General features: G+C 66.2%; 19 protein-coding genes. 10 read left to right on the top strand and 9 right to left on the bottom strand.

Annotated elements, in window-relative coordinates; genetic code table 11:
- The first annotated feature begins 68 nt into the window (after window positions 1-68).
- On the top strand, window positions 69-1,532 hold the full coding sequence (locus KYN89_RS06490) for a PQQ-dependent sugar dehydrogenase (RefSeq protein WP_222824344.1): 1,464 nt from the start codon (window positions 69-71) through the stop codon (window positions 1,530-1,532).
- A gap of 12 nt (window positions 1,533-1,544) precedes the next feature.
- Here KYN89_RS06490 and KYN89_RS06485 read toward each other — a convergent pair whose 3' ends face one another.
- Complete coding sequence (locus tag KYN89_RS06485) at window positions 1,545-3,287, bottom strand: acyl-CoA dehydrogenase family protein (protein ID WP_222824343.1); 1,743 nt, start codon at window positions 3,285-3,287, stop codon at window positions 1,545-1,547.
- A 50-nt stretch (window positions 3,288-3,337) separates the two neighbouring features.
- On the opposite strand from KYN89_RS06485, the gene KYN89_RS06480 reads away from it, so the two are divergent.
- Window positions 3,338-4,309, top strand: coding sequence for an L-threonylcarbamoyladenylate synthase (locus KYN89_RS06480; protein ID WP_222824342.1), 972 nt, complete (start codon window positions 3,338-3,340; stop codon window positions 4,307-4,309).
- Here the strand turns inward: KYN89_RS06480 and KYN89_RS06475 are convergent.
- The 4 genes from KYN89_RS06475 to KYN89_RS06460 all read right to left on the bottom strand — a co-directional run bounded on the left by KYN89_RS06475 (window position 4,291) and on the right by KYN89_RS06460 (window position 7,060).
- Complete coding sequence (locus KYN89_RS06475; RefSeq protein ID WP_222824341.1) at window positions 4,291-4,617, bottom strand: hypothetical protein; 327 nt, start codon at window positions 4,615-4,617, stop codon at window positions 4,291-4,293. The two genes, KYN89_RS06480 and KYN89_RS06475, sit on opposite strands and share 19 nt — an antisense overlap.
- Window positions 4,618-4,656: 39 nt before the next feature.
- Window positions 4,657-5,418 carry a head GIN domain-containing protein gene (locus KYN89_RS06470; protein ID WP_248285053.1) on the bottom strand — a complete coding sequence of 254 codons (762 nt, stop codon included), beginning with the start codon at window positions 5,416-5,418 and terminating at the stop codon, window positions 4,657-4,659.
- A 118-nt stretch (window positions 5,419-5,536) separates the two neighbouring features.
- Window positions 5,537-6,070 (bottom strand): CarD family transcriptional regulator, encoded by a 534-nt coding sequence (locus tag KYN89_RS06465; RefSeq protein WP_197634988.1) that lies wholly within the window; start codon window positions 6,068-6,070, stop codon window positions 5,537-5,539.
- Between the two features lie 207 nt (window positions 6,071-6,277).
- The gene (locus tag KYN89_RS06460; protein ID WP_222824340.1) at window positions 6,278-7,060 is read right to left on the bottom strand and encodes a YihY/virulence factor BrkB family protein; all 783 of its coding nucleotides are present in this window, start codon (window positions 7,058-7,060) and stop codon (window positions 6,278-6,280) included.
- A gap of 106 nt (window positions 7,061-7,166) precedes the next feature.
- Between KYN89_RS06460 and KYN89_RS06455 the strand changes: the two genes are divergently transcribed.
- Entirely contained in the window at window positions 7,167-8,105 is a 939-nt protein-coding gene (locus KYN89_RS06455; protein WP_222824339.1) for a tetratricopeptide repeat protein, read from the top strand.
- A gap of 39 nt (window positions 8,106-8,144) precedes the next feature.
- Here KYN89_RS06455 and fdxA read toward each other — a convergent pair whose 3' ends face one another.
- Genes fdxA through KYN89_RS06440 form a run of 3 tightly spaced genes read right to left on the bottom strand, consistent with a single transcriptional unit; the run spans window position 8,145 to window position 11,427 of the window.
- On the bottom strand, window positions 8,145-8,483 hold the full coding sequence (gene fdxA, locus KYN89_RS06450) for a ferredoxin FdxA (RefSeq protein WP_010239507.1): 339 nt from the start codon (window positions 8,481-8,483) through the stop codon (window positions 8,145-8,147).
- A gap of 6 nt (window positions 8,484-8,489) precedes the next feature.
- Window positions 8,490-8,792: a S4 domain-containing protein gene (locus KYN89_RS06445; protein WP_222824338.1), complete on the bottom strand. Its 303-nt coding sequence runs from the start codon at window positions 8,790-8,792 to the stop codon at window positions 8,490-8,492.
- Between the two features lie 13 nt (window positions 8,793-8,805).
- A complete protein-coding gene (locus KYN89_RS06440) occupies window positions 8,806-11,427 on the bottom strand; it encodes a helicase-related protein (RefSeq protein ID WP_222824337.1) in 2,622 nt (873 codons plus the stop codon).
- 326 nt (window positions 11,428-11,753) lie between these two features.
- On the opposite strand from KYN89_RS06440, the gene KYN89_RS06435 reads away from it, so the two are divergent.
- The 7 genes from KYN89_RS06435 (at window position 11,754) to KYN89_RS06405 (ending at window position 18,662) form a co-directional block, all read left to right on the top strand.
- Window positions 11,754-13,259 carry a peptidoglycan DD-metalloendopeptidase family protein gene (locus KYN89_RS06435; RefSeq protein WP_346727204.1) on the top strand — a complete coding sequence of 502 codons (1,506 nt, stop codon included), beginning with the start codon at window positions 11,754-11,756 and terminating at the stop codon, window positions 13,257-13,259.
- A gap of 43 nt (window positions 13,260-13,302) precedes the next feature.
- Window positions 13,303-14,298 (top strand): porphobilinogen synthase, encoded by a 996-nt coding sequence (gene hemB, locus KYN89_RS06430; RefSeq protein ID WP_222824336.1) that lies wholly within the window; start codon window positions 13,303-13,305, stop codon window positions 14,296-14,298.
- A gap of 6 nt (window positions 14,299-14,304) precedes the next feature.
- Window positions 14,305-14,862, top strand: coding sequence for a GNAT family N-acetyltransferase (locus KYN89_RS06425; protein WP_222824335.1), 558 nt, complete (start codon window positions 14,305-14,307; stop codon window positions 14,860-14,862).
- Complete coding sequence (locus KYN89_RS06420; protein WP_222824334.1) at window positions 14,855-15,424, top strand: GNAT family N-acetyltransferase; 570 nt, start codon at window positions 14,855-14,857, stop codon at window positions 15,422-15,424. The genes KYN89_RS06425 and KYN89_RS06420 overlap by 8 nt, the downstream gene beginning before the upstream one ends.
- Window positions 15,421-17,628 carry a spermidine synthase gene (locus KYN89_RS06415; RefSeq protein WP_222824333.1) on the top strand — a complete coding sequence of 736 codons (2,208 nt, stop codon included), beginning with the start codon at window positions 15,421-15,423 and terminating at the stop codon, window positions 17,626-17,628. Before KYN89_RS06420 ends, KYN89_RS06415 begins: the two co-directional genes overlap by 4 nt.
- On the top strand, window positions 17,628-18,206 hold the full coding sequence (locus KYN89_RS06410) for a gamma carbonic anhydrase family protein (protein ID WP_222824332.1): 579 nt from the start codon (window positions 17,628-17,630) through the stop codon (window positions 18,204-18,206). The genes KYN89_RS06415 and KYN89_RS06410 overlap by 1 nt, the downstream gene beginning before the upstream one ends.
- Before the next feature lie 177 nt (window positions 18,207-18,383).
- Window positions 18,384-18,662: a DUF167 domain-containing protein gene (locus KYN89_RS06405; RefSeq protein ID WP_222824331.1), complete on the top strand. Its 279-nt coding sequence runs from the start codon at window positions 18,384-18,386 to the stop codon at window positions 18,660-18,662.
- Here KYN89_RS06405 and KYN89_RS06400 read toward each other — a convergent pair.
- Window positions 18,652-19,293, bottom strand: a complete 642-nt coding sequence (locus KYN89_RS06400) for a YoaK family protein (protein WP_222824330.1) — start codon at window positions 19,291-19,293, stop codon at window positions 18,652-18,654. The two genes, KYN89_RS06405 and KYN89_RS06400, sit on opposite strands and share 11 nt — an antisense overlap.
- Window positions 19,294-19,409 lie beyond the last annotated feature (116 nt).

The raw sequence follows: 19,409 nt of genomic DNA, 5'->3' as shown, positions 1-19,409 counted from the left end.
AGGCTCCAGAATCAGGGCCGCGATCATTGGCGATTGCCGCCTGCGTGCCCGCGCCCTATTTCGGGTGCATGACCCTTCTTCGCAATATCGGTATCGCCCTGCTCGTCATTCTGGTTGTGGCTGCCATCGCCATCGCGCTGCTATTGCGCGGATCGAAGGCCGAACTCACCGTGGACGAGGTTAGCGGAACCGATCCCACGCTGGTTGAGCCCGACAACGAGTGGTTCCCGACGATCAGGGTCGCCGAGCCGGTCGGCTGGGCGAAGGGCGAGGTGCCGCCTGCGGCCAAGGGGCTGGAAGTGGCGCGCTTCGCCGAAGGGCTGGATCATCCCCGCGTCCTCTATCGTCTGCCCAACGGCGATGTTCTGGTCACCCTCACCAACAGTCCGCCGCGTGATGTCGGCGGGATTCAGGGCCTGGTGATGAAATATCTGATGGGTCAGGCGGGCGCAGGCGTGCCGTCGCCCAACAAGCTCGTCCTGCTGCGCGATAGCAACGACGATGGGCGCGCAGACGTGCAGAAAACCCTGCGCGAAGCCGACCTCGATTCGCCTTCCGGCATCGCCTACCGCGACGGCAAGCTCTACATCGCCAACCACAACGCCCTGCTCGAATTCGATTACGAGCTGGGTTCGGACAAGGTGATCGGAAGTCCGCGCAAGCTGATGGACCTGCCGGGCGGCGGCAATCACTGGATGCGCAACATCATCCTCTCGCCCGATGGGGAGCGAATCTACGTCGCGGTCGGATCGTCGAGCAATATTGGCGAGAACGGGATGGAGGCCGAGGAAGGCCGCGCAGCGATCTGGGAATACGACCTGACCGACGATTCCAAGCGGATCTATGCCACCGGCCTGCGCAACCCCAACGGGCTCGCCTGGAACCCGATGTCGGGCGAGCTGTGGACGACCGTGAACGAGCGCGACATGCTCGGCGGCGATCTGGTGCCCGATTACCTCACCAACGTGCCGATCGGTGCGAATTACGGCTGGCCCTGGGTCTATTACAAGAACGAGTTCGATCGCCGGGTCGATGCGCCGATGCCCAACTTCCTCTCCGAATATGCGCGCTATCCGGAATTTGCGCTCGGCCCGCATGTCGCCGCGCTCGGCCTTGTATTCAGCAGTGAGGGCAACCGGATGGGTGAGCGTTACGGACGCGGTGCATTCATAGCACGCCACGGTTCCTGGAACCGCAAGCCGCCCTCTGGTTACGACGTCGTGTTCGTCCGCTTCGACGAGCGGGGCAATCCGCTGGGCAAGCCAGTCCCCGTGCTGGGGAGCTTCCTCAACGGTGACGGCGAGACGCGCGGGCGTCCGACCTGGGTTGAGTGGGCGCCCGATGGCGGACTGCTGGTGAGCGATGATACCGCCGGGATCATCTGGCACGTCATCGACCCGAAGGCCGATCCGGCGCCTGCGATCAAGCGCAACCAGGGCAAGTCGCTCGACCCGCAGGTCGAGCTCAAAGGTGATCCGCGCGAAGCCTTCACCGATGAGTTCGCCCGCGAATTCAATCCGATGGGGAACTGATCCCCATCGGGCTCAGGCGACAAGCACGCTGCCGTCGAGTTCATACAGCAGTGATGCTCCGGCCGTTGCCGACGCCTTGAGGCCGATCGCTTCGGGCACGATGTGATCGAGGAAGAAGCGCATCGTCACTCGTTTGGCGTGGGTACGCTGTGCATCGTCGCTCTCGGTCAGCGCTGCGTGCTGCTTCGTCAGGCACCAACCCGCCACGGCGACCCCGCACATGGTGGTGAAGGGCACGCTGCCTGCGAGCCGATCGTCGAGCGAGGCGTCTTCGCGCATCCACTTGCCGATTGCCGCACATTCGCCGGCCAGAGCCTGTAGCTGGGCTTCGTCGCCCGCATCGCGGGCGATATCGGCGAACAGGGCCTGCAGAACTTCGCCATTCTCGAGCCCCAGCTTGCGGGTGACAAGGTCGGCCGCCTGGATGCCGTTGGTGCCTTCATAGATCGGCGCAATCCGCGCATCGCGGAAATGCTGCGCGGCGCCGGTTTCCTCGACGAAGCCCATCCCGCCGTGGACCTGGATGCCGAGCGAGGCGACCTCGATCCCGGTATCGGTCGCCCAGGCTTTCAGCATCGGCACCAGCACCTCGGCGCGCGCCTTCGCGGCAGCATCGCCGATATCGCCACGGTCGACCTGCCCCGCGGTATAGTACAGCAGCCCGCGCATCGCCTCGGTCAGACTGCGCATGCGCAGCAGCATGCGGCGCACATCTGGATGGTCCATGATTGCAACCGGCGTGCGGTCCTCGGCCCCGGCACGGGCCGACTGGACCCGCTCCAGCGCATAGGCGAGGGCCTGCTGCGTCGCACGCTCGGCAATCTGCACACCCTGCGAGCCGACATTGATCCGCGCATTGTTCATCATCGTGAACATCGCAGCGAGGCCGCGATTCTCGGCCCCAACCAGCTCCCCGATGCACTCGTCGTTATCTCCGTAGGACATGACGCAAGTGGGCGATGCGTTGATGCCCAGCTTGTGCTCCAGACTGACGCAGCGCAGGTCGTTATGCGCGCCGGGCGTGCCATCGTCCTTCAGGTGGTACTTGGGCACCAGAAACAGCGATATGCCGCGGCTGCCCTCAGGTGCGCCGGGGAGGCGGGCGAGAACCAGGTGGATGATGTTCTCGGCCAGCTCGTGCTCGCCCCAGGTGATGTAGATCTTCTGGCCCTTGATGCGGTACTTGCCCGCATGCTCGCCGTCTTCGATCGGCTGAGCGGTGGTCCGCAGAGCGCCGACGTCGCTGCCAGCCTGCGATTCGGTCAGGTTCATGGTGCCCGACCACTTGCCGCTGATCAGATCGGGGAGGTAGCGAGCCTGCTGTTCCTGCGTTCCGTGCGCCGCCAGCGCCTCAATCGCGCCGACCGACAGCATCGGCAGCAGGTTGAAGGCGAAGTTCGCCGCGCCGAGGTTTTCGAGAACGTTGCAGGCGAGGGTGAAGGGCAGGCCCTGCCCGCCATACTCGGTGCTGCCCGCAATCGCATTCCAGCCCTGCTCGACATAGGCCTGATAGGCCTCCTCGAACCCATCGGGCAGTCGGACGACACCGTTTTCCAGCTGGGCACCTTCCAGATCGCCCTTTCGATTGAGCGGTGCCCACTCGCCAGCGGCGAACTGGCCCACGCCTTCGACGATCGCCTCGACAAGGTCGGGCTCGGCGGCGGCGAAGTGTTCATGCTCGGCCAGTTCGGCGATGCCGGCATTGGCACGAATGGCGAGCAGCTGGTCTTGCGTGGCGGGCTTATAGGGGGTCACTTGGCTCACATCCTCTTGGAATTCCTGCGCCCCGGATATAGCGCGCGGCGATGGACCGCAAATACGTTACGGAACGGCTAGCGCCGGACGCGACCGGAATCGCCCGTACCGCGCAGATTCTGCGCGACGGCGGTCTGGTCGCGGTGCCGACCGAGACGGTCTACGGCCTCGCGGCGCGTGCGGATAGCGAAGAGGCGGTCGCGCAGATCTTCGCAGCCAAGGGCCGGCCGAGTTTCAATCCGCTGATCGTCCATGTGAGCGATGTGCAGCAGGCTGAGGCACTGGTCACAATGGAGCCGCGTGCCCTTGCGCTCGCCGACCGCTTCTGGCCCGGACCGCTGACGCTGGTGCTGCCCCGGCACGAGAATGCTGCCGTGGCGTCATCGATCCACGCAGGCCTGCCCACGCTCGCAGTGCGATGCCCGGCGCACCCGGTGATGCGGGCAGTGCTGGACGAGCTTGCCATTCCGGTGGCCGCACCCTCGGCCAATGCGAGCGAAACCGTCAGCCCGACCACCGCAGAGCATGTTCTCGCGACGCTCAATGGCCGGATCGACGCGGTTCTCGACGCAGGCGCGAGCGAGCGCGGGCTGGAGTCCACTATCGTCGCGTTGCGTCAGGACGGAAACTGGTCGCTGTTGCGTGAGGGGCCGATCGGACGCGAAGTGCTCGAAGATATTCTCGGTAGTGAGGCTTCTGATGGCCGTGGGATCGAAGCACCGGGCCAGATGCGGCGGCATTATGCGCCGGGAAAGCCGTTGCGCCTGAACGCCCGGAAGGCCGAAGCAGGGGAATTTCTGATAGGTTTCGGCGCAGTCGAAGGTGACGTCACGCTGTCGGCAGCCGGTGACGTCAACGAAGCCGCGTCACGCCTTTACGCGTGCCTCCATCTGGGAGCCTCTTCGGACAAGCCGCGAATCGCGATCGCGGCGATTCCCGAAGACGACGTGGGCCGCGCAATCAACGACCGGCTGCGACGTGCTGCTGCGCCTCGCGAGGGCGATCAGCGCTCCGGTTCGTAGGGTACCGTCGGCAGGAGCCGCTGGATTTCCTCGTAGGTTTCGCGCGCTTCCTCGCACGCGCGGCGGTCGCCGTCTTCGCAATCCTTGCGCAGGTCGCGATAGCGCCGCTCAAGCTTGCCGAGCCGTTCCTCGCGCTTGCGCAGCTCGCGCCCGCGCTTCTCGTCCGCCTCGCTTTGGCTGGTGGTGGCGAGGTCGACCGCCTTGCTGCCCGCCTTTACCGGCAGCGTGGCGACATCCCAGGCGGTCTTGGCGAGACACCCCTGCAGGGTGAGGGCGGCAAGCAGGGCGAGCGGAATGATCGGTTTCATACCGCCAGCTTATGCCCTGCGCCGCCCCGGCACAAACGCCTATTCGGCGTCCTCGGCTGCCGCACCGCTTGCCGCGGTACGCTTGCGGCACTTGAGCTCGCCCGAGCCCATCGAACTGACCGAGCAGCTGGCATTGCCCAGCACCTCGACCGTGCCCGAGCCCATGATGCTCGCCTCGACGTCGCCATCCGAGGCGAAGGCGGCATCGCCCGATCCGGCGATCGCAACCTCGGCGCTGTCCACCTTGACGTCACGCATATCCAGATCACCCGACCCGGCAATCGAGAGATCGAGCGTCTTGGCCGCACCCGCTGCCTTGAGCGAGCCCGAACCCGCGACATTCACCTCCAGCGCGTCCGCATCGATCCGGCCGACCTTTGATTCGCCCGATCCGGCGATCGAGATCTCCGCCTCACCGCCCTTGCCGAGCCGATCGACGGTCATCGTGCCCGATCCTGCCATGGACATGCGCGTCGGCGTGGGCATGGTCACGCGAATGGTTGCGACCCCGCTTTGACGCCAGTTGCCCTCGCGCCCGATTCCCAGAGAATCGTCGTCGAGATCGAAGCGCAGACCCTCGGTCACGCTCGAATCGCCTTCGACGTCAATGGTCAGCGTGTCGCCCGAGGTGACGATCACCCGGTCGGGGCCGGCCAATGAAATGCCGGTGGGGGTTGCGCCTTCGTAGTCGAGCTCGGCAAGCGGCACGCCGTCGCTGCTCGAGCTGATGTTGAAATCGGTGTTGCATGCCGAGAGCATGGTGGCTGCTGCGGCAACGGCGAGGCCTGGCCAGAACTTCATGACGATCTCCCTGTCGATGACTGTGTTAGCGATCTAATACAGAATGCGATGGGCACAAAGCAAGAGGGCCGCCCCTTTCGGGACGGCCCTCTGTCGGACTGCGTTGGCAGCCGGTCGATCAGGCTTCTTCGGTATTCTCGTAATATTGCGGCGCGTGTTCGCGCAGCACCGAGAGGATCTTTTCGAGCGCTGCAGGCTCGTCGGTCTTCTCCATCGCGGCCAGTTCGCGGGCGAGGCGGCTGGAGGCGGCTTCGAAGATCTGCCGTTCGGAATAGCTCTGTTCGGGCTGATCGTCGGGGCGGAACAGGTCGCGGGTCACCTCGGCGATCGACACGAGGTCGCCCGAGTTGATCTTCGCTTCGTATTCCTGCGCACGGCGGCTCCACATGGTCCGCTTGACCTTGGGCTTGCCCTTCAGCGTTTCCATCGCTTCCTTCAGCGTCTTGTCGCTGGAAAGCTTGCGCATGCCGATCGATTCGACCTTGTTGACCGGAACGCGCAGGGTCATCCGCTCTTTTTCGAAGCGCAGCACGTAAAGCTCGAGCTGCATTCCGGCGATCTCTTCGCTCTGCAGTTCGACCACACGGCCGACGCCGTGCTTGGGGTATACGACGTAATCGCCGACATCGAAGGCCAGTGCCTTGGCTGCCATGAAATTTCCTTTCATCCGAAGACAGGGTGTGCATCGGACGCAAGAAAAGACCGGCCGCCTGCAAGAGGCGAAGGTCCATTCGCGTCGTGATGCTGGGGGAACCTGCCTTTCAACTTCCATAGGCCGTCGCGACCGTGGATCGCGGCGGGAGTGCCTATATAGCAGCTTCTTGCGAATATTGCGAGTCGATGAAACAAATGCGGCAAGTCATACCTTCTCTGCGCGTGCCTGGACGAATTCGCCACCCAGCAGCAACACGAAGGCGCTGAGGTAGAACCACGTCAGCAGGATCACCACCGCGCCCAGCGAGCCATAGGTGGCGTTGTAGTTCGCGAAATTGGCGACGTAGCTGCCAAACAGCGCAGTCGCCCCAACCCACACCAGAGCGAACAGCGCAGCGCCGGGCAAGACCGCGCTCCACGGCGGATCGGGCCGGTTGGGCGCGAAGCGATAAAGAAATCCTGCGCCGAGCATCCCGGCGATGAACATCAGCGCGAAGCTTGCCACCGGTGCCGCCGCACCGGGCAGCGCCGCAGCGAGCGAAATGGCCGTGCCCGCCAGCGCCAGGGCGAACACTGCACCCAGCGTGACGACGAGTGCAATCGCGTTACTCTTCAGAAAGCCGCGATCCTCCTCGACATTGAAGACCACGTTGAGTCCGCCAATGATCGAACGGGCAGCGTTGCGCGCGCCGAACAGCGCGATGGCAAGCGCCACAGCAAGGCCCAACCCCTTCGCATTATCCTTCGCTTCGGTCACCGATTGCAGCTGGTCGCCGATGAGCGATGCGGCACTGGGTGGCAGTCCGCGACCGAGCGCGTCGATATCGCGCGCGACAGCATCGGGCGTGGCGACGAGGCCGTACAGCAGCACACACACCGCCAGCAGGGGCACCATCGCGAGAAAGGCGTAGTAGGACACGCCGGCCGCAACGAGTCCGGCATTGTCTTCCGACGCGCCGCGCCAGGTCCGCTTCAGCAGGTCGAGCATTCGATTCCCCCGTGTACCCCGAGACGACGCAGCGGGGTGCTGTCGGTTCCAATCGTCGTGAACCAACCGGATCGACACACAGGCCTGCCCGCCATACGCTGACGACATGTTTACCCTCGCTCTGACGCTCTTGCAGCCCGCCGCCGTCAATACGCCGCTGCAGGAATCGGCGAGCGTGGTGGGGGAGCAGGCGTATAGCGCTGAAACGCTTGGCATCCTTGATACTATCGACCCTGCAGACCCCGACACCGCCATCGCGGCTCTGGAAGCGCTGGGGGAAGCAGGCGATGCCTCCGCGGTGGAGGCATTGGGCGAACTGTTCGGCGCGGGCGCGCGGGGTATTCGTCGCGACCCCGCACGGGCGTGTGATTATTTCGAACAGGTCCCCGCAGAGCGAGCCGATGCGCAGCACAATATCGCAACCTGTTACTACGACGGTGTGGGTCGCCCGCGGGATCATGCCAAGGCGCGGGTCCATTACGCGCGCGCGATTGCAGCCGGCTTCACGCAGTCGCAATGCGCGCTGGGAAACATGCTGATCAAGGGCGAGGGGGGCGCGCCGGACGTCGAGCGCGGACTGGCGCTGTGCAGGCAGGCTGCCACTGCAGGAAACGCCCATGCGCAGACCGATCTGGGCGGCTATCTGCTCATGGGCCAATATACCAAGCGCGATCCGGTTGCGGCGCGATACTGGCTCGAAAAGGCGGGCGCGCAAGATCAGGCCAACGCCAGTTATCTGCTGGGGCAGATTTATCAAAAGGGCGATGGCGTCGACCGTGATCTCGCCAAAGCGCAATCATGGTTCGAGCGCGCCCATGCCCATGGCCGCGCGGACGCGGCATTCCGGGTTTTTCAAACGCTCTTCCAGCGCGGCTACGTTAGCGACGGGGAGCGGGCGAGCGTCGACCCTGGATTGCTGCAAGACGCCGTTGAGTGGGCGCAAATCGCAGCAGAAACTGATCCCGATGCTGAGAACCGCACCCTTGCGCGAGAGGCCCCGGACGCAATTAAGCGTGTGCTGGCGGCCGTGAAGGCAGCCGATTGACGAGCGTAAGATGCGCGCGGTCGCAAGCGACCGGCTGCGTCAGTCGCCTTCGCCGGGTTCCGGGTTGAAGAACTTTTCGAACTTGCCCTCTTCGCCCTTGTGCTCGTCGGCGTCCTCGGGCGGATCCTTCTTCTGGGTGATGTTGGGCCATTCGTTCGAGAACTTGGTGTTGAGCTCCAGCCACTTCTCGAGGTTGTCCTCGGTATCGGGCAGAATCGCCTCGGCCGGGCACTCGGGCTCGCACACACCGCAATCGATGCATTCGCTGGGGTTGATCACCAGCATGTTCTCGCCCTCGTAGAAGCAGTCCACCGGGCAGACTTCGACGCAATCGGTGTACTTGCACTTGATGCAGGCGTCGGTGACGACATAGGTCATGGGGCGTTATCCTTGCGCGCCGTTTGAATCTCGCGCTGCTGCTAGTGGGTCGGTGCCCGCGCGGTCAAGCAGGCTGTAACATTCACGCGCTTCTGCTGGTGGTCCGCGACGCTCGGGCAGGGCCTCGATCCGGATGACCAGCACCCTGGATGTACGCGGAATGGTCAGCACGTCGCCGACGGTAATCTCGCGCGAAACCCGCTCTACGCGCACGCCATTTACTCTCAGATGCCCGCTCTCGACCAACCGCCGTGCCGCGCTGCGCGCGCGTACGAAGCGCAACCGGCACAGCGCGAGGTCGAGCCGCATCAGATCCCGCGCATCAGGAAAGTATGTCCTTCAGCGCCGCGAAGGCGTTTTCCGGACGGGGCTCGCGCGGCTTTCCTGGTGCGTTCTGCCCGCCCTGCCGGGGGCCACGGCCCTTGCCCGCCTGCTTCCCTCCAGGCTTGCCGCGCCCCTTGTGCTGGTGCGGTTTGCCGCCGGGGCGGTGCTGCCGGCGGCCATCGTCGCCGCCCTTGCGAGAGGGCAGCCAGCGCCACCGGTCGGGCAGGACGGGGCCGAATGCGCCTTCCGCGAGCGGTTTGCCATCGATCATGCGGAACCCTGCCGCACCCAGCAGCCGCTTGATGCTGTCCGGAGTCAGCCCGGTCGACACCGCGAGCGAGAGGTCGAGCACGAAGGGCGCACCACGGCCCTTCTTGCCGTCGCCCTTTCCGGCTCTGGCCTCGTGCGCCTGCTTGAACAGCTTTTCTGCAATATCGACGCGGACCAGCTGTTCGCCAGCCGGGCGATAGCCTGCGGGAAGCGGTTTGGTTGCGGGGATGACCGATCGCATCGCCTCGTCGATCGGGCGCGGATCGATGCCTGCCTGCTTCATCGCGAGACGCGGAGCGGGCTTGAGCAGCGCGGGTGCAAATATGTCGAGCGCGCCGAAGGTTACGCCGACCCTGCGCAGGAACGGACGCGCTTCCTTGGGCAGGTTCTCGATCCCCGCCTGTTCTCGCGTGGCGATGCCGTACCCATCGAGCAGGTTGAGCAGCAATGCCCGTGCCCACGAGGTCGCATCCTCGCTCTTCGAGGCGAGCTGGAGCTTGCGTAAAGGTTCGAGCGGGGCGAGCCATTCGGTCACCTTGGCCTCGATCGCCGCGAGAAAGGCCTCGCGCGCGCCGTCGGGCAGGCGGTCCAGCTCTCGCGCAGGCTTGAGCCGGGGCTCTGCCGGGTCGACCGGGTGTTCCAGCCGGGCGATCTCCTGCCCGGCCCACATCACCCGGCCATTTTCCAGCGTCACGCCTTCAAGCTTGTTCTCGCGCAGTCGCTCGGCCTGGGTGGCGAGGATGCGGGGAAGCGCCTTTTCGCCTGCGGACAGCAGCATCTTGCGGTCGCCGACCGCCGCCTGCGGATCGATCGCGAAGCGGAACCCCTCCAGCTTGCCGATCGGCTGGTCCTCGACCAGCAATGTGCCGTCGTCCTCCAGCGAAATGGGGAGCAGCGCAGGGTCGTTTCCAAGATGCTTCATTAAAACGGAGGTCCTTCGATTCACGAATCGCTCGGTCAGGCGCATGTGCAATGCGTCCGACAGGCGTGCTTCGACCGCGCGGGCCCGCGCTGCCATTTCGTCGCGCGCGAGCACCCAGTCGGGCCGCTGACAGATATAGGCCCAAGAACGGATCGCGGCTATCCGCCCCTGCAACACGGCAATATCGCCGCGCACGGTATCGAGTTCGGCGATCCGGGCGGCGACGAAGTCCGCGCCGATATAGCCTTCGCGCAGATCCTGCCAGAGCCGGGTGACGAAGCGCGCATGAGTCTCCACGCCCGAGGCGCGGAAATCCGGCAGCGAGCAGACCTCCCAGAACCGCCGGACATTGGCCGACCCGCGAATCATGCGCGCGAAGGGCTGGTCGGCAAGCTTGCGCAGAACCGCCAAGTCGATCGCTTCGGGGGCGGGCGCAAGTTCGCGCTGGTTGGGCCGCGCACATAGGTCTTCGATCAGCACGGAGAGCGAATCGAACCGCGGTTCTGCCTCGCGCCAGTAGAGTTTGGTCAGCGGCTGGAAGCGGTGTTCCTCGATCGCGTAGATCTCTTCTTCGGTGAACTCGGCGTCATGACCGCCGGTGCCCGTCAACGTGCCGAAGCTGCCGTCACGATGGTGGCGCCCGGCGCGCCCGGCGATCTGCGCCATCTCCGCGGGTGTCAGCCGCCGCCGCTTGACCCCGTCGAACTTGGCAAGACTGGCAAAGGCGACATGGGTTACGTCAAGATTGAGACCCATCCCGATCGCATCGGTCGCGACGATGTAGTCGACCTCGCCATTCTGGAACAATTCGACCTGGCGATTGCGCGTCTCCGGACTCAGCGCGCCCATCACCACTGCCGCTCCGCCGCGATGACGGCGGAGCATTTCCGCGATCGCGTAGACCTGATCGGACGAAAACGCGACCACCGCGCTGCGCTTGGGCAGGCGCGAAAGCTTCTTCGACCCTGCGTGCGTGAGCGTGGAGAAGCGCGGCCGCTCTATAAGCTCGGCGTGCGGGATCAGCGATTTGATCACCGGCGCGGCGGTGGATGAGCCCAGCAGCATGGTCTCTTCACGACCGCGTGCATTGAGCAGCCGATCGGTGAAGACATGCCCCCGCTCCCGGTCGGCGGCCAGCTGGACCTCGTCGAGCGCGACGAAGGCACGCCCCCCGCCATCATGCGGCATCGCCTCTGCCGTGCACAGGAAGTAGCGGGCATCGGGCGGTTCGATTCGTTCCTCGCCCGTGATCAGCGCGACTGCCTTCTCCCCTTTGATCGCGACCACCCGGTCGTACACCTCGCGCGCAAGCAGGCGCAGCGGGAAGCCGATCGCCCCGCTCGAATGGCCGCACATGCGCTCGATCGCGAGGTGCGTCTTGCCGGTATTGGTGGGGCCGAGGACGGCCTTGATCGCGGGGGCGGACATATCTGCCAATGTGGCAAGGTCGGCAGGCACCCGCAAGCGAAGGCGGTTCGCCGCGTATCAGCCCCGGGTCGTCGACCAGCCGGGCAAGCACTATCGCGTGATTAAACACGGATTAAGTTTGCCGTGGCACATGATCCGCTCACCCGATATGCGTCACCCGGTCGTGAAACGACAGGTCCGGGGCGGCAGCACCAGACTATCGGAGACGGGATCTGACCAAGGCCGAACAGCAGGTTACAGGGGAGCAATCGCCCGCACCTGCGGATGACGACATTGCCGCGATCAGGGACAGGGCAGCAGCCGAGTCCACCAAGGCCAGCGTGCGCGTGGAGCGTGCGCTGCAGTCCTCGCGCGCGTGGTTCGCATCCCAGGCAGCGCGGATCGAACGAGCCGACCTGGCCCCCGATCTCGCCCAGAACATCGGCAGCCTGCGCTGGTTTCGCGGAGCGGCTACTTTCCTTTCACTATCCGCTGTCGCACTGGCTTTCTGGCCCGATTTCGCACCGCTCGAAGCGGCACCCGCAGTCCGGCTCGATGATCAGGCGCGCGACGAGTTCCGCAGTCAGACCATTCAACCGCTTGCGTTGGGCGGCGATACCGGCACGCGGATGGCGGCGACCGCGCTGGTTCGCCCGCTTGCCGATGCGCCCGAGCGCCCGCAGCTGGAGGCGACTGCGACCTTCGGCCGGGGCGACGATCTTGCCCGCATGCTCGCGCGGCAGGGGGTCGGCAAGGCCGACGCGGTGCGCGCTGCCGAACTGGTCGCGCAGGCGATTTCGCTCGACGAGATCGAGCCGGGCACGCAGATCGACGTCACGCTGGGGCGGCGCACAGCGCCCAAGGCACCGCGTCCGCTCGACGAGATCCGCTTCCGCGCGCGCTTCGACCTTGCGCTGGCCGTCGCGCGTGGCGACGACGGCAATCTTGCGCTGATCCGCGAGCCGATCGAAGTGGACGAGACGCCGCTGCGCGTACGCGGCACCGTGGGCGGCAGCCTCTACCGCTCGGCCCGCGCGGTCGGCGCGCCGGCGAGTGCGATCCAGTCCTACCTCAAGGCGCTGGGCGATTACGAGGATCTCGACCAGGCACTCCAGCCGGGCGACACCTTCGACATGATCGTCTCCTACCGCCGCGCCGCGACCGGTGAACGCCAGGCGGGGCGGCTGCTTTACGCCGGCGTCGAGCGTGACGGGAAAGACAAGATCCAGCTGATGCGCTGGGGCAAGGACGACCAGTTCTTCGAAGCCTCCGGGGTGGGCGAGCAGCGGTCCGGCCTGCTCGCGCCGGTGCCGGGCCCGATCGGCTCTCGCTACGGCATGCGGCGCCACCCGATCCTGCGGTACAAGCGGATGCATGCGGGCGTAGACTATCGCGCGCGCTACGGCACGCCGATCGTCGCCCCGACGGATGGCCGGGTGACCAGCGCGGGCCGGATGGGCGGCTGCGGCAATGCGGTGAAGCTGTCCCACGAGGGCGGCCTTGGAACCAAGTTCTGCCACATGAGCCGTATCGCGGTGTCGGGCGGACAATATGTGAAGCGCGGTCAGATCATCGGCTATGTCGGATCGACCGGCCTCTCAACCGGGCCGCATCTCCATTACGAGATGTACCGTGGCGGCCGCCACATCGATCCGCTGAGCGTACGCTACGTCACCCGCGCACAGCTGAGCGGGGCCGAGCTGCAGCGCTTCCGCTCCACGCTGGAGGCGCTCAAGACGGTCGATGCCGGGGTGGCGCTGGAAGAGATGCACCCGACCAAGCCCATTGCAGAAGAGCCGCTGCGCGAGATCGACCGGATTGCGCTGGTCGCGCACCACCGCCGCGGCGGCTAACGCCCCTTGCGGGGGGCGCGGCCATGCGCCACACCTCGCCGCCATGGCTGCTGCATTTCCCTCGACCCGCCTTCGTCGTACCCGCACCCACGACTGGAGCCGCCGGCTTCACCGTGAGACCACGCTTTCTCCCGCCGACCTGATCTGGCCGCTGTTCGTGATCGAGGGGGAGGGGCAGGAGCAACCCGTCGCCAGCCTGCCCGGTGTCAGCCGCTGGTCGGTCGACCTGCTGGTGGAGCGCGTAGGCGAGGCGATCGACCTCGGCATCCCGTGCGTCGCGCTGTTTCCCAATACGCCCGCGCAGCTTCGCAGCGAAACCGCGGAAGAGGCTTGGAACCCCGATAACCTGCTCTGCCGCGCGGTCCGCGCCATTCGTGAGCGCTATGGCGATGCGATCGGCGTGATCTGCGACGTCGCGCTCGATCCCTATACCAGTCATGGGCAGGACGGGCTGCTGGACGAAAACAACTACGTCGCCAACGACGCCACGATCGATGCGCTGGTGAAACAGTCGCTCAACCAGGCTGCGGCGGGTGCCGATGTGATCGCCCCGTCGGACATGATGGATGGGCGTGTGGGCGCGATCCGGCAGGCGCTGGAAGAAGCCGGGCATACCAATGTCCAGATCATGAGCTACGCCGCCAAGTTCGCGTCGGCCTTCTACGGCCCGTTTCGCGATGCGGTGGGCACGGGCGGCAGGCTGAAGGGCGACAAGCGCACCTACCAGCTCGATCCGGGCAACAGCGACGAGGCGATGCGCGAAATCGCGCTCGACATTGCCGAGGGTGCGGACAGCGTAATGGTCAAGCCCGGGCTCGCTTATCTCGACATCATCCGGATGGCGCGCGACCGCTTCGACGTGCCGATCTTCGCCTATCAGGTGAGCGGCGAATATGCGCTGATCGAGGCGGGTGTCGCGGCCGGCATTGGTGAGCGGGAGGCGTTGGTGATGGAGAAGCTGATCGCGTTCAAACGTGCGGGGTGCGCAGGCATACTGACCTATCATGCGCCGCTCGCCGCTCGCGTCCTCGCCGGCTGAGCATCCGTGGGCGAATTCCGGCACGAGACCGACCGGCTGATCCTGCGCGACTGGCGCGAGGAGGATTGGCCGCGCTTCTGGGAGGGGACCAACACGCCCGCGGTCATGCGCTGGCTGGGCGGGGTGTGCGATGCGGACAAGCGGGCTGGGGCGCAGGATCGCCTGCTGGGCTATCAGCGCGATCACGGCCACACCTTCTGGGTGCTCGAGCGCAAGGCGGATGGTGAGATCCTCGGCTTTTGCGGGCTCAAGCGGTGCAATCAGGCGGGTGGGCCGCTGGGCATGATGGAGGTCGGCTGGCGGCTGCGCGAGGATGCGTGGGGCCAAGGCTATGCCAAGGAGGCGGCCACCGCCTCGCTCGACCTCGCGTTCGAGCGTTTCGGGGCCGATGAGGTCGTCGCGCTGACCGTGGCGCGCAATACCGCGAGCTGGGGGTTGATGAAGCGGCTGGGCATGCGGCGGCGCGAGGATCTGGACTTTCCCAATGCCGATTTCGATCCCGAAGACCCGACGATCATCGTATACTCGATCACCCAGCGCGAATGGCAGGCAGCGCGTGGCTGAGTGGATTCTCGAGACCGAGCGGCTCCGGCTGCGCCGGATCGAGCCGGGCGATGCCGAGCTGCAGTTCCGCCTGCTCAACACGCCGGCGGTCATGCACCATCTGGGTGGGCCGCTTTCTCTGGAAGCGATCGAGCAGAAGCACCGCAAATCGATGGACCTTCACGAGCGCGAAGGTTTCAGCTTCCTGTTCCTGATCGAGCGCGACTCCGACGAGTTCGTGGGGCACTGCGGGCTCAAGCGGGTCGATGCCGAGGGTGCGCGCAACCCGGGAGACTTCGAGATCGGCTGGCTGATCCGCGAGGATCGCTGGCGGCGAGGCTATGCCATCGAAGCTGTCCGCGCGGTGCTGCGCTGGGCCTTCGTCGACCACCATGCACCGCATGTCGTCGCGCTGACATCGCGCGCCAACGAGCCAAGCTGGCGACTGATGGAACGGCTGGGGATGGAGCGGCGCGAAGACCTCGACTTCGACGACCCGCGCTTCCCGCCCGAGGACAACCCGACCATCCTCTATTCGCTCAGCCAAGAGGCGTGGGCCGCGAGCAAGCCGACCGTCGCATGAAGGCATCTGCGCGCCCTCTCTTCGTTGCGACGATCCTGCTCGGCAGCTTTCTGCTGTTCCTCGTCCAGCCGCTGGTCGCGCGGCTTGCGCTGCCGCAGCTGGGCGGTGCGCCGGCGGTGTGGAACAGCGCCATGCTGGTCTATCAGGCGCTGCTGCTGGGCGGTTACGCCTATGCCCACGCGATCTCCCGGCTGACGATCCGGCGGCAGGCGCTGATCCACCTCGCGCTGATGGTGGTGGCGCTGGTGTTCCTGCCCATCGCGCTGGCCGATGTGCCGCGGCCGAGCGGGTACGAGGTGTTCTGGGTCCCGCTGCTGCTGGTCGCCACCATCGGTGCACCGTTTTTCGTCGTCGCGGCGCAGGCCCCGCTGATCCAGCGCTGGTATGCTGCCGAGCCGTCCGCGGGCGACCCCTACTGGCTCTACGCCGCTTCCAACATCGGCAGCTTTGCAGGGCTGCTGAGCTATCCGCTGCTGCTCGAGCCAAATCTGCCGCTGGCGGGCCAGAGCATTGCCTGGGCGGTGGGCTATGGCGTGCTGATCGTGTGCATGGCGCTGCTCGCGTGGACCCGGTGGCGGACACCCGATATCGCTGCGCAGGGCCCGGTGGAGGGAGACGATGCCGAGCCGATCGGCTGGCGGCGGATCGCGCTGTGGCTCGCGCTGTCCGCCGTGCCTTCGGGCCTGATGCTGTCCACCACCACGCATCTGACCACCGACATCGTCGCGATGCCGCTGCTGTGGGTGCTGCCGCTGGGCCTGTACCTGCTCAGCTTCGTATTCGCCTTCAACGCCCGCAGCACGCTGGGCTTCGCGCTCGCCCGCACTGCACCCACCGTGATCCTGCTGGTCGGCGCGATGGCGATGGTCAGCCGCGGAGCGGACGGCATCTCGATCGCGATCGCGGCGGTGCTGATGCTGTTCGTGGTCGCGACCGCGCTCCACCGGCGTCTCTATGCCACGCGCCCGGAGCCTGCCCGGCTGACCCTGTTCTACCTCGTGATGAGTGCAGGGGGCGCGCTGGGCGGGCTGTTCGCGGCGATCGTCGCGCCGCTGCTGTTCGACTGGGTGTGGGAGCATCCGCTGCTGGTGCTCGCCGCCGCCGCGCTCCTCCCGCAGACCCCGCTGGTGCCGTGGATGGACCGGCTGGGGCTGAGCGCACGCCAGCGCAGGGTGGCACGGCTGGCGCTCGTCCTCGGAGCGGCGCTGCTCGGCTGGTGGATGACCCGGGCGATCGACGCGCAGGGGGACATGACGGTCCACCTCCTGCTGCTCGCCATTGCGGCGCTGGGCGTGCTGGTGCTGGGCAACAGATGGGCGTTTCTCGCGATTCTGCTGATCCTGATGCTTGCGCGCGGAGGCTGGACGACGCTGGGCGAGAGCGCGGCGGGGATTCGCGAACGCAGCTATTTCGGCGTCTACACCGTGCGTCAGTTCGACAATCCGCCGACCCGCGTGCTGTCGCACGGGACCACGATCCACGGGCGCCAGTTCCTCGATCCCGACCGGCGCGACCTGCCGACCAGCTATTACGGGCCGACCTCGGGCGTGGGCTTGGCCCTGTCGGCGGCGGACGCGATCTACGGCGACAACGCCGCGATCGGCGTGATCGGCCTCGGCACAGGTACGCTCGCCTGTTACCGCGAGCCGGGCCAGCGCTACACCTTCTACGAGATCGACCCGATGGTGGTCGACTACTCGCGCAATGGCGTGTTCACCTACCTTCGCGACTGCGCGCCCGATGCTCGGATCCACCTGGGCGATGCGCGGCTGGAGCTGGAGGGCGAACCGGCGCAGCAATACGACATCCTCGCGGTCGACGCGTTCAGCTCCGACGCGATCCCGCTGCACCTGCTGACCCGCGAGGCGATGCATGCCTATGGCCGCGCGCTGAAGCCCGACGGGCTGATGCTGATCCACATCTCCAACCGTTATGTAAACCTGCGGCCGGTGATCGCCGCGCATGCTCTGGAGAACGGCTGGATCGCGCTGATGCGCGACGATCCGGGCGATCCGGAGCAGGGCATTTCGGCCAGCTACTGGGTCGCGATTGCCAGCGATGCCGTACCGATGGCCAAGCTGCTGCAATCCAGCCCGCAGACCAACTGGATCGAACTGGGCGACCCGCGCGGCCCCGCGTGGACCGACGACTTCGCCTCGATCCTGCCTTTTCTCGACTGGGGCACCATACTGGGAGACAGATGATGACCGACACGACCAGCAGGCCCGGCGTGCGCCTGATCGAGATCCACGGCAAGGCGCCGCAGATCCACGAGAGCGCCTTCATCGCGCCCGGCTGCACGATCGTGGGCGATGTCACGATCGGGGCGGGCAGCTCGATCTGGTACAACTGCGTGCTGCGCGCCGATGTCAGCAGCATCACGATCGGCGAGAGGACCAACGTGCAGGATGGCAGCGTGCTCCACTGCGACGGGCCTTCGCCCCAGTACCCCGACGGCTGCCCGCTGGTGATCGGCGACGACGTGCTGATCGGCCACATGGCGATGGTCCACGGCTGCATCATCGAGGATCGCGGCTTCGTAGGCCTCGGCGCGATTGCGATGAACAAGGCGGTGATCGCCAGCGATGCGATGCTGGCGGCGGGCGCGATGCTGACCGAGACCAAGGTGATGGGCGCACGCGAGCTGTGGGGTGGGCGACCTGCGCGCAAGATGCGCGATCTCGACGATGCGGCGATTGCCGGCATGAAGCTGGGCGTGGCGCATTACGCCGAAAACGCGAAGCACCACGCGGCGGCGGTCGCCGCAAGCGGGCAGCCCTGACACACCTGACACACAGTCCAGGGGTTGAAATCCGCTCGATCGATTCGGGCGGGGTAATCGCCTGTCTCGATCATGAAGCGATCGGGGTGCGGACAAGAACACGGACGATGGGAAAGAACTGCCTGACCATGCCATGGCAGAGCATCTGTAGGACAGCGCGCAATCGCGCCGGGTGCGATGGCGCGCCCCAAGGCTGACCTGCCCGATGCGCAGGCGCTGCGCGCGCTGGTCCGCTCGGGCGAGTTGCGCGTGCGGGTGACACCCGGCGCGCGCACCGAATCGCTCGCGATCGTCGACGGCGGCGTTCAGGCGAAGGTCCGCGCCAAGCCGCAGGACGGCGCGGCCAATACCGCCGTCGAGGCGCTGGTCGCCAAAGCGCTCGGCATCCCCAAATCGCGCTGCACATTGTTGCGCGGCGCAACTTCGCGCGAGAAGGTGCTGGGCGTTACGCTTTAACGGGCGCGATGCGCGTTGCCGCCAGGCACAGCGTCAGCGCCAGCCCGCCCGCGACCCACAGCGAGGCGGCACCCCATTGCACCGCAACCACCCCGCCGCACAGCGCGCCGACCAGCAGGCTGACCCACAGCAGCGCAAAGGGCAGCGGGTCGGCCTTGCGGTCTCCGGACAGGCGATCGGCGATCAATTGCCCCGTGCGCACCAGCGCGCCGGTCATGTAGGTCAGCCCCACAGGGCTTTCGCGATTGGCGCTAAGTACGGTGTTGAGCGCTCCCATCGCAATCACCAGCAGGCCGAGCGAGATTTCCCGCATCTCCGCCATCCGCGCCAGTGCGGCGCAGACCAGCAGCGTAGCGACCAGCCCGGTCACCACCACCTTGCGTCGTGACGCCACCCGGTCCCCCACCAGCGTGCCCGTCACCACGCCGATCACGAAACCGCCGATCAGCAATGCGGGCACCGCCACGCGGCTCGCCCCCTCGGCCAGATCGCGCGCGAGAAGCGTGGTGTTGCCGGTCATGAAGGAGACGAAATAGCCGTTCAGCTGGAGATAGCCGGTGACGTCGACGAAACCGGCAAGTCCGGCGACGGCATAGGCGAAGAGACGCTGCGGAGGCGTGAAGCGCTGCATGGTGTTGGCGCTACACCCCGCGCGCGCAGGATTGAAGACGCGGCGGTGGTGCCGTCGTGACGTCAGTATTCGCGCCGACCTCTCTATCTCGTCAGCCAGGGTGACGAGGAAGAAGA

The sequence above is a fragment of the Alteriqipengyuania abyssalis genome (assembly GCF_019857185.1).
Lineage (GTDB): Bacteria > Pseudomonadota > Alphaproteobacteria > Sphingomonadales > Sphingomonadaceae > Alteriqipengyuania > Alteriqipengyuania abyssalis.
The sequence above is the reverse complement of the archived record's forward strand: the minus strand, read 5'-3'. Positions and strand labels throughout refer to the sequence as shown.

Bases quoted from the DNA above. Each gene is read 5' to 3' on its own strand.
- KYN89_RS06490 (WP_222824344.1), top strand. From the start codon at position 69: ATGACCCTTCTTCGCAATATCGGTATCGCCCTGCTCGTCATTCTGGTT.
- KYN89_RS06480 (WP_222824342.1), top strand. From the start codon at position 3,338: ATGGACCGCAAATACGTTACGGAACGGCTAGCGCCGGACGCGACCGGA.
- KYN89_RS06475 (WP_222824341.1), bottom strand. From the start codon at position 4,617: ATGAAACCGATCATTCCGCTCGCCCTGCTTGCCGCCCTCACCCTGCAG.
- KYN89_RS06470 (WP_248285053.1), bottom strand. From the start codon at position 5,418: ATGAAGTTCTGGCCAGGCCTCGCCGTTGCCGCAGCAGCCACCATGCTC.
- KYN89_RS06465 (WP_197634988.1), bottom strand. From the start codon at position 6,070: ATGGCAGCCAAGGCACTGGCCTTCGATGTCGGCGATTACGTCGTATAC.
- KYN89_RS06460 (WP_222824340.1), bottom strand. From the start codon at position 7,060: ATGCTCGACCTGCTGAAGCGGACCTGGCGCGGCGCGTCGGAAGACAAT.
- KYN89_RS06455 (WP_222824339.1), top strand. From the start codon at position 7,167: ATGTTTACCCTCGCTCTGACGCTCTTGCAGCCCGCCGCCGTCAATACG.
- fdxA (WP_010239507.1), bottom strand. From the start codon at position 8,483: ATGACCTATGTCGTCACCGACGCCTGCATCAAGTGCAAGTACACCGAT.
- KYN89_RS06445 (WP_222824338.1), bottom strand. From the start codon at position 8,792: ATGCGGCTCGACCTCGCGCTGTGCCGGTTGCGCTTCGTACGCGCGCGC.
- KYN89_RS06440 (WP_222824337.1), bottom strand. From the start codon at position 11,427: ATGTCCGCCCCCGCGATCAAGGCCGTCCTCGGCCCCACCAATACCGGC.
- hemB (WP_222824336.1), top strand. From the start codon at position 13,303: ATGGCTGCTGCATTTCCCTCGACCCGCCTTCGTCGTACCCGCACCCAC.
- KYN89_RS06415 (WP_222824333.1), top strand. From the start codon at position 15,421: ATGAAGGCATCTGCGCGCCCTCTCTTCGTTGCGACGATCCTGCTCGGC.
- KYN89_RS06410 (WP_222824332.1), top strand. From the start codon at position 17,628: ATGACCGACACGACCAGCAGGCCCGGCGTGCGCCTGATCGAGATCCAC.
- KYN89_RS06405 (WP_222824331.1), top strand. From the start codon at position 18,384: ATGGCGCGCCCCAAGGCTGACCTGCCCGATGCGCAGGCGCTGCGCGCG.
- KYN89_RS06400 (WP_222824330.1), bottom strand. From the start codon at position 19,293: ATGCAGCGCTTCACGCCTCCGCAGCGTCTCTTCGCCTATGCCGTCGCC.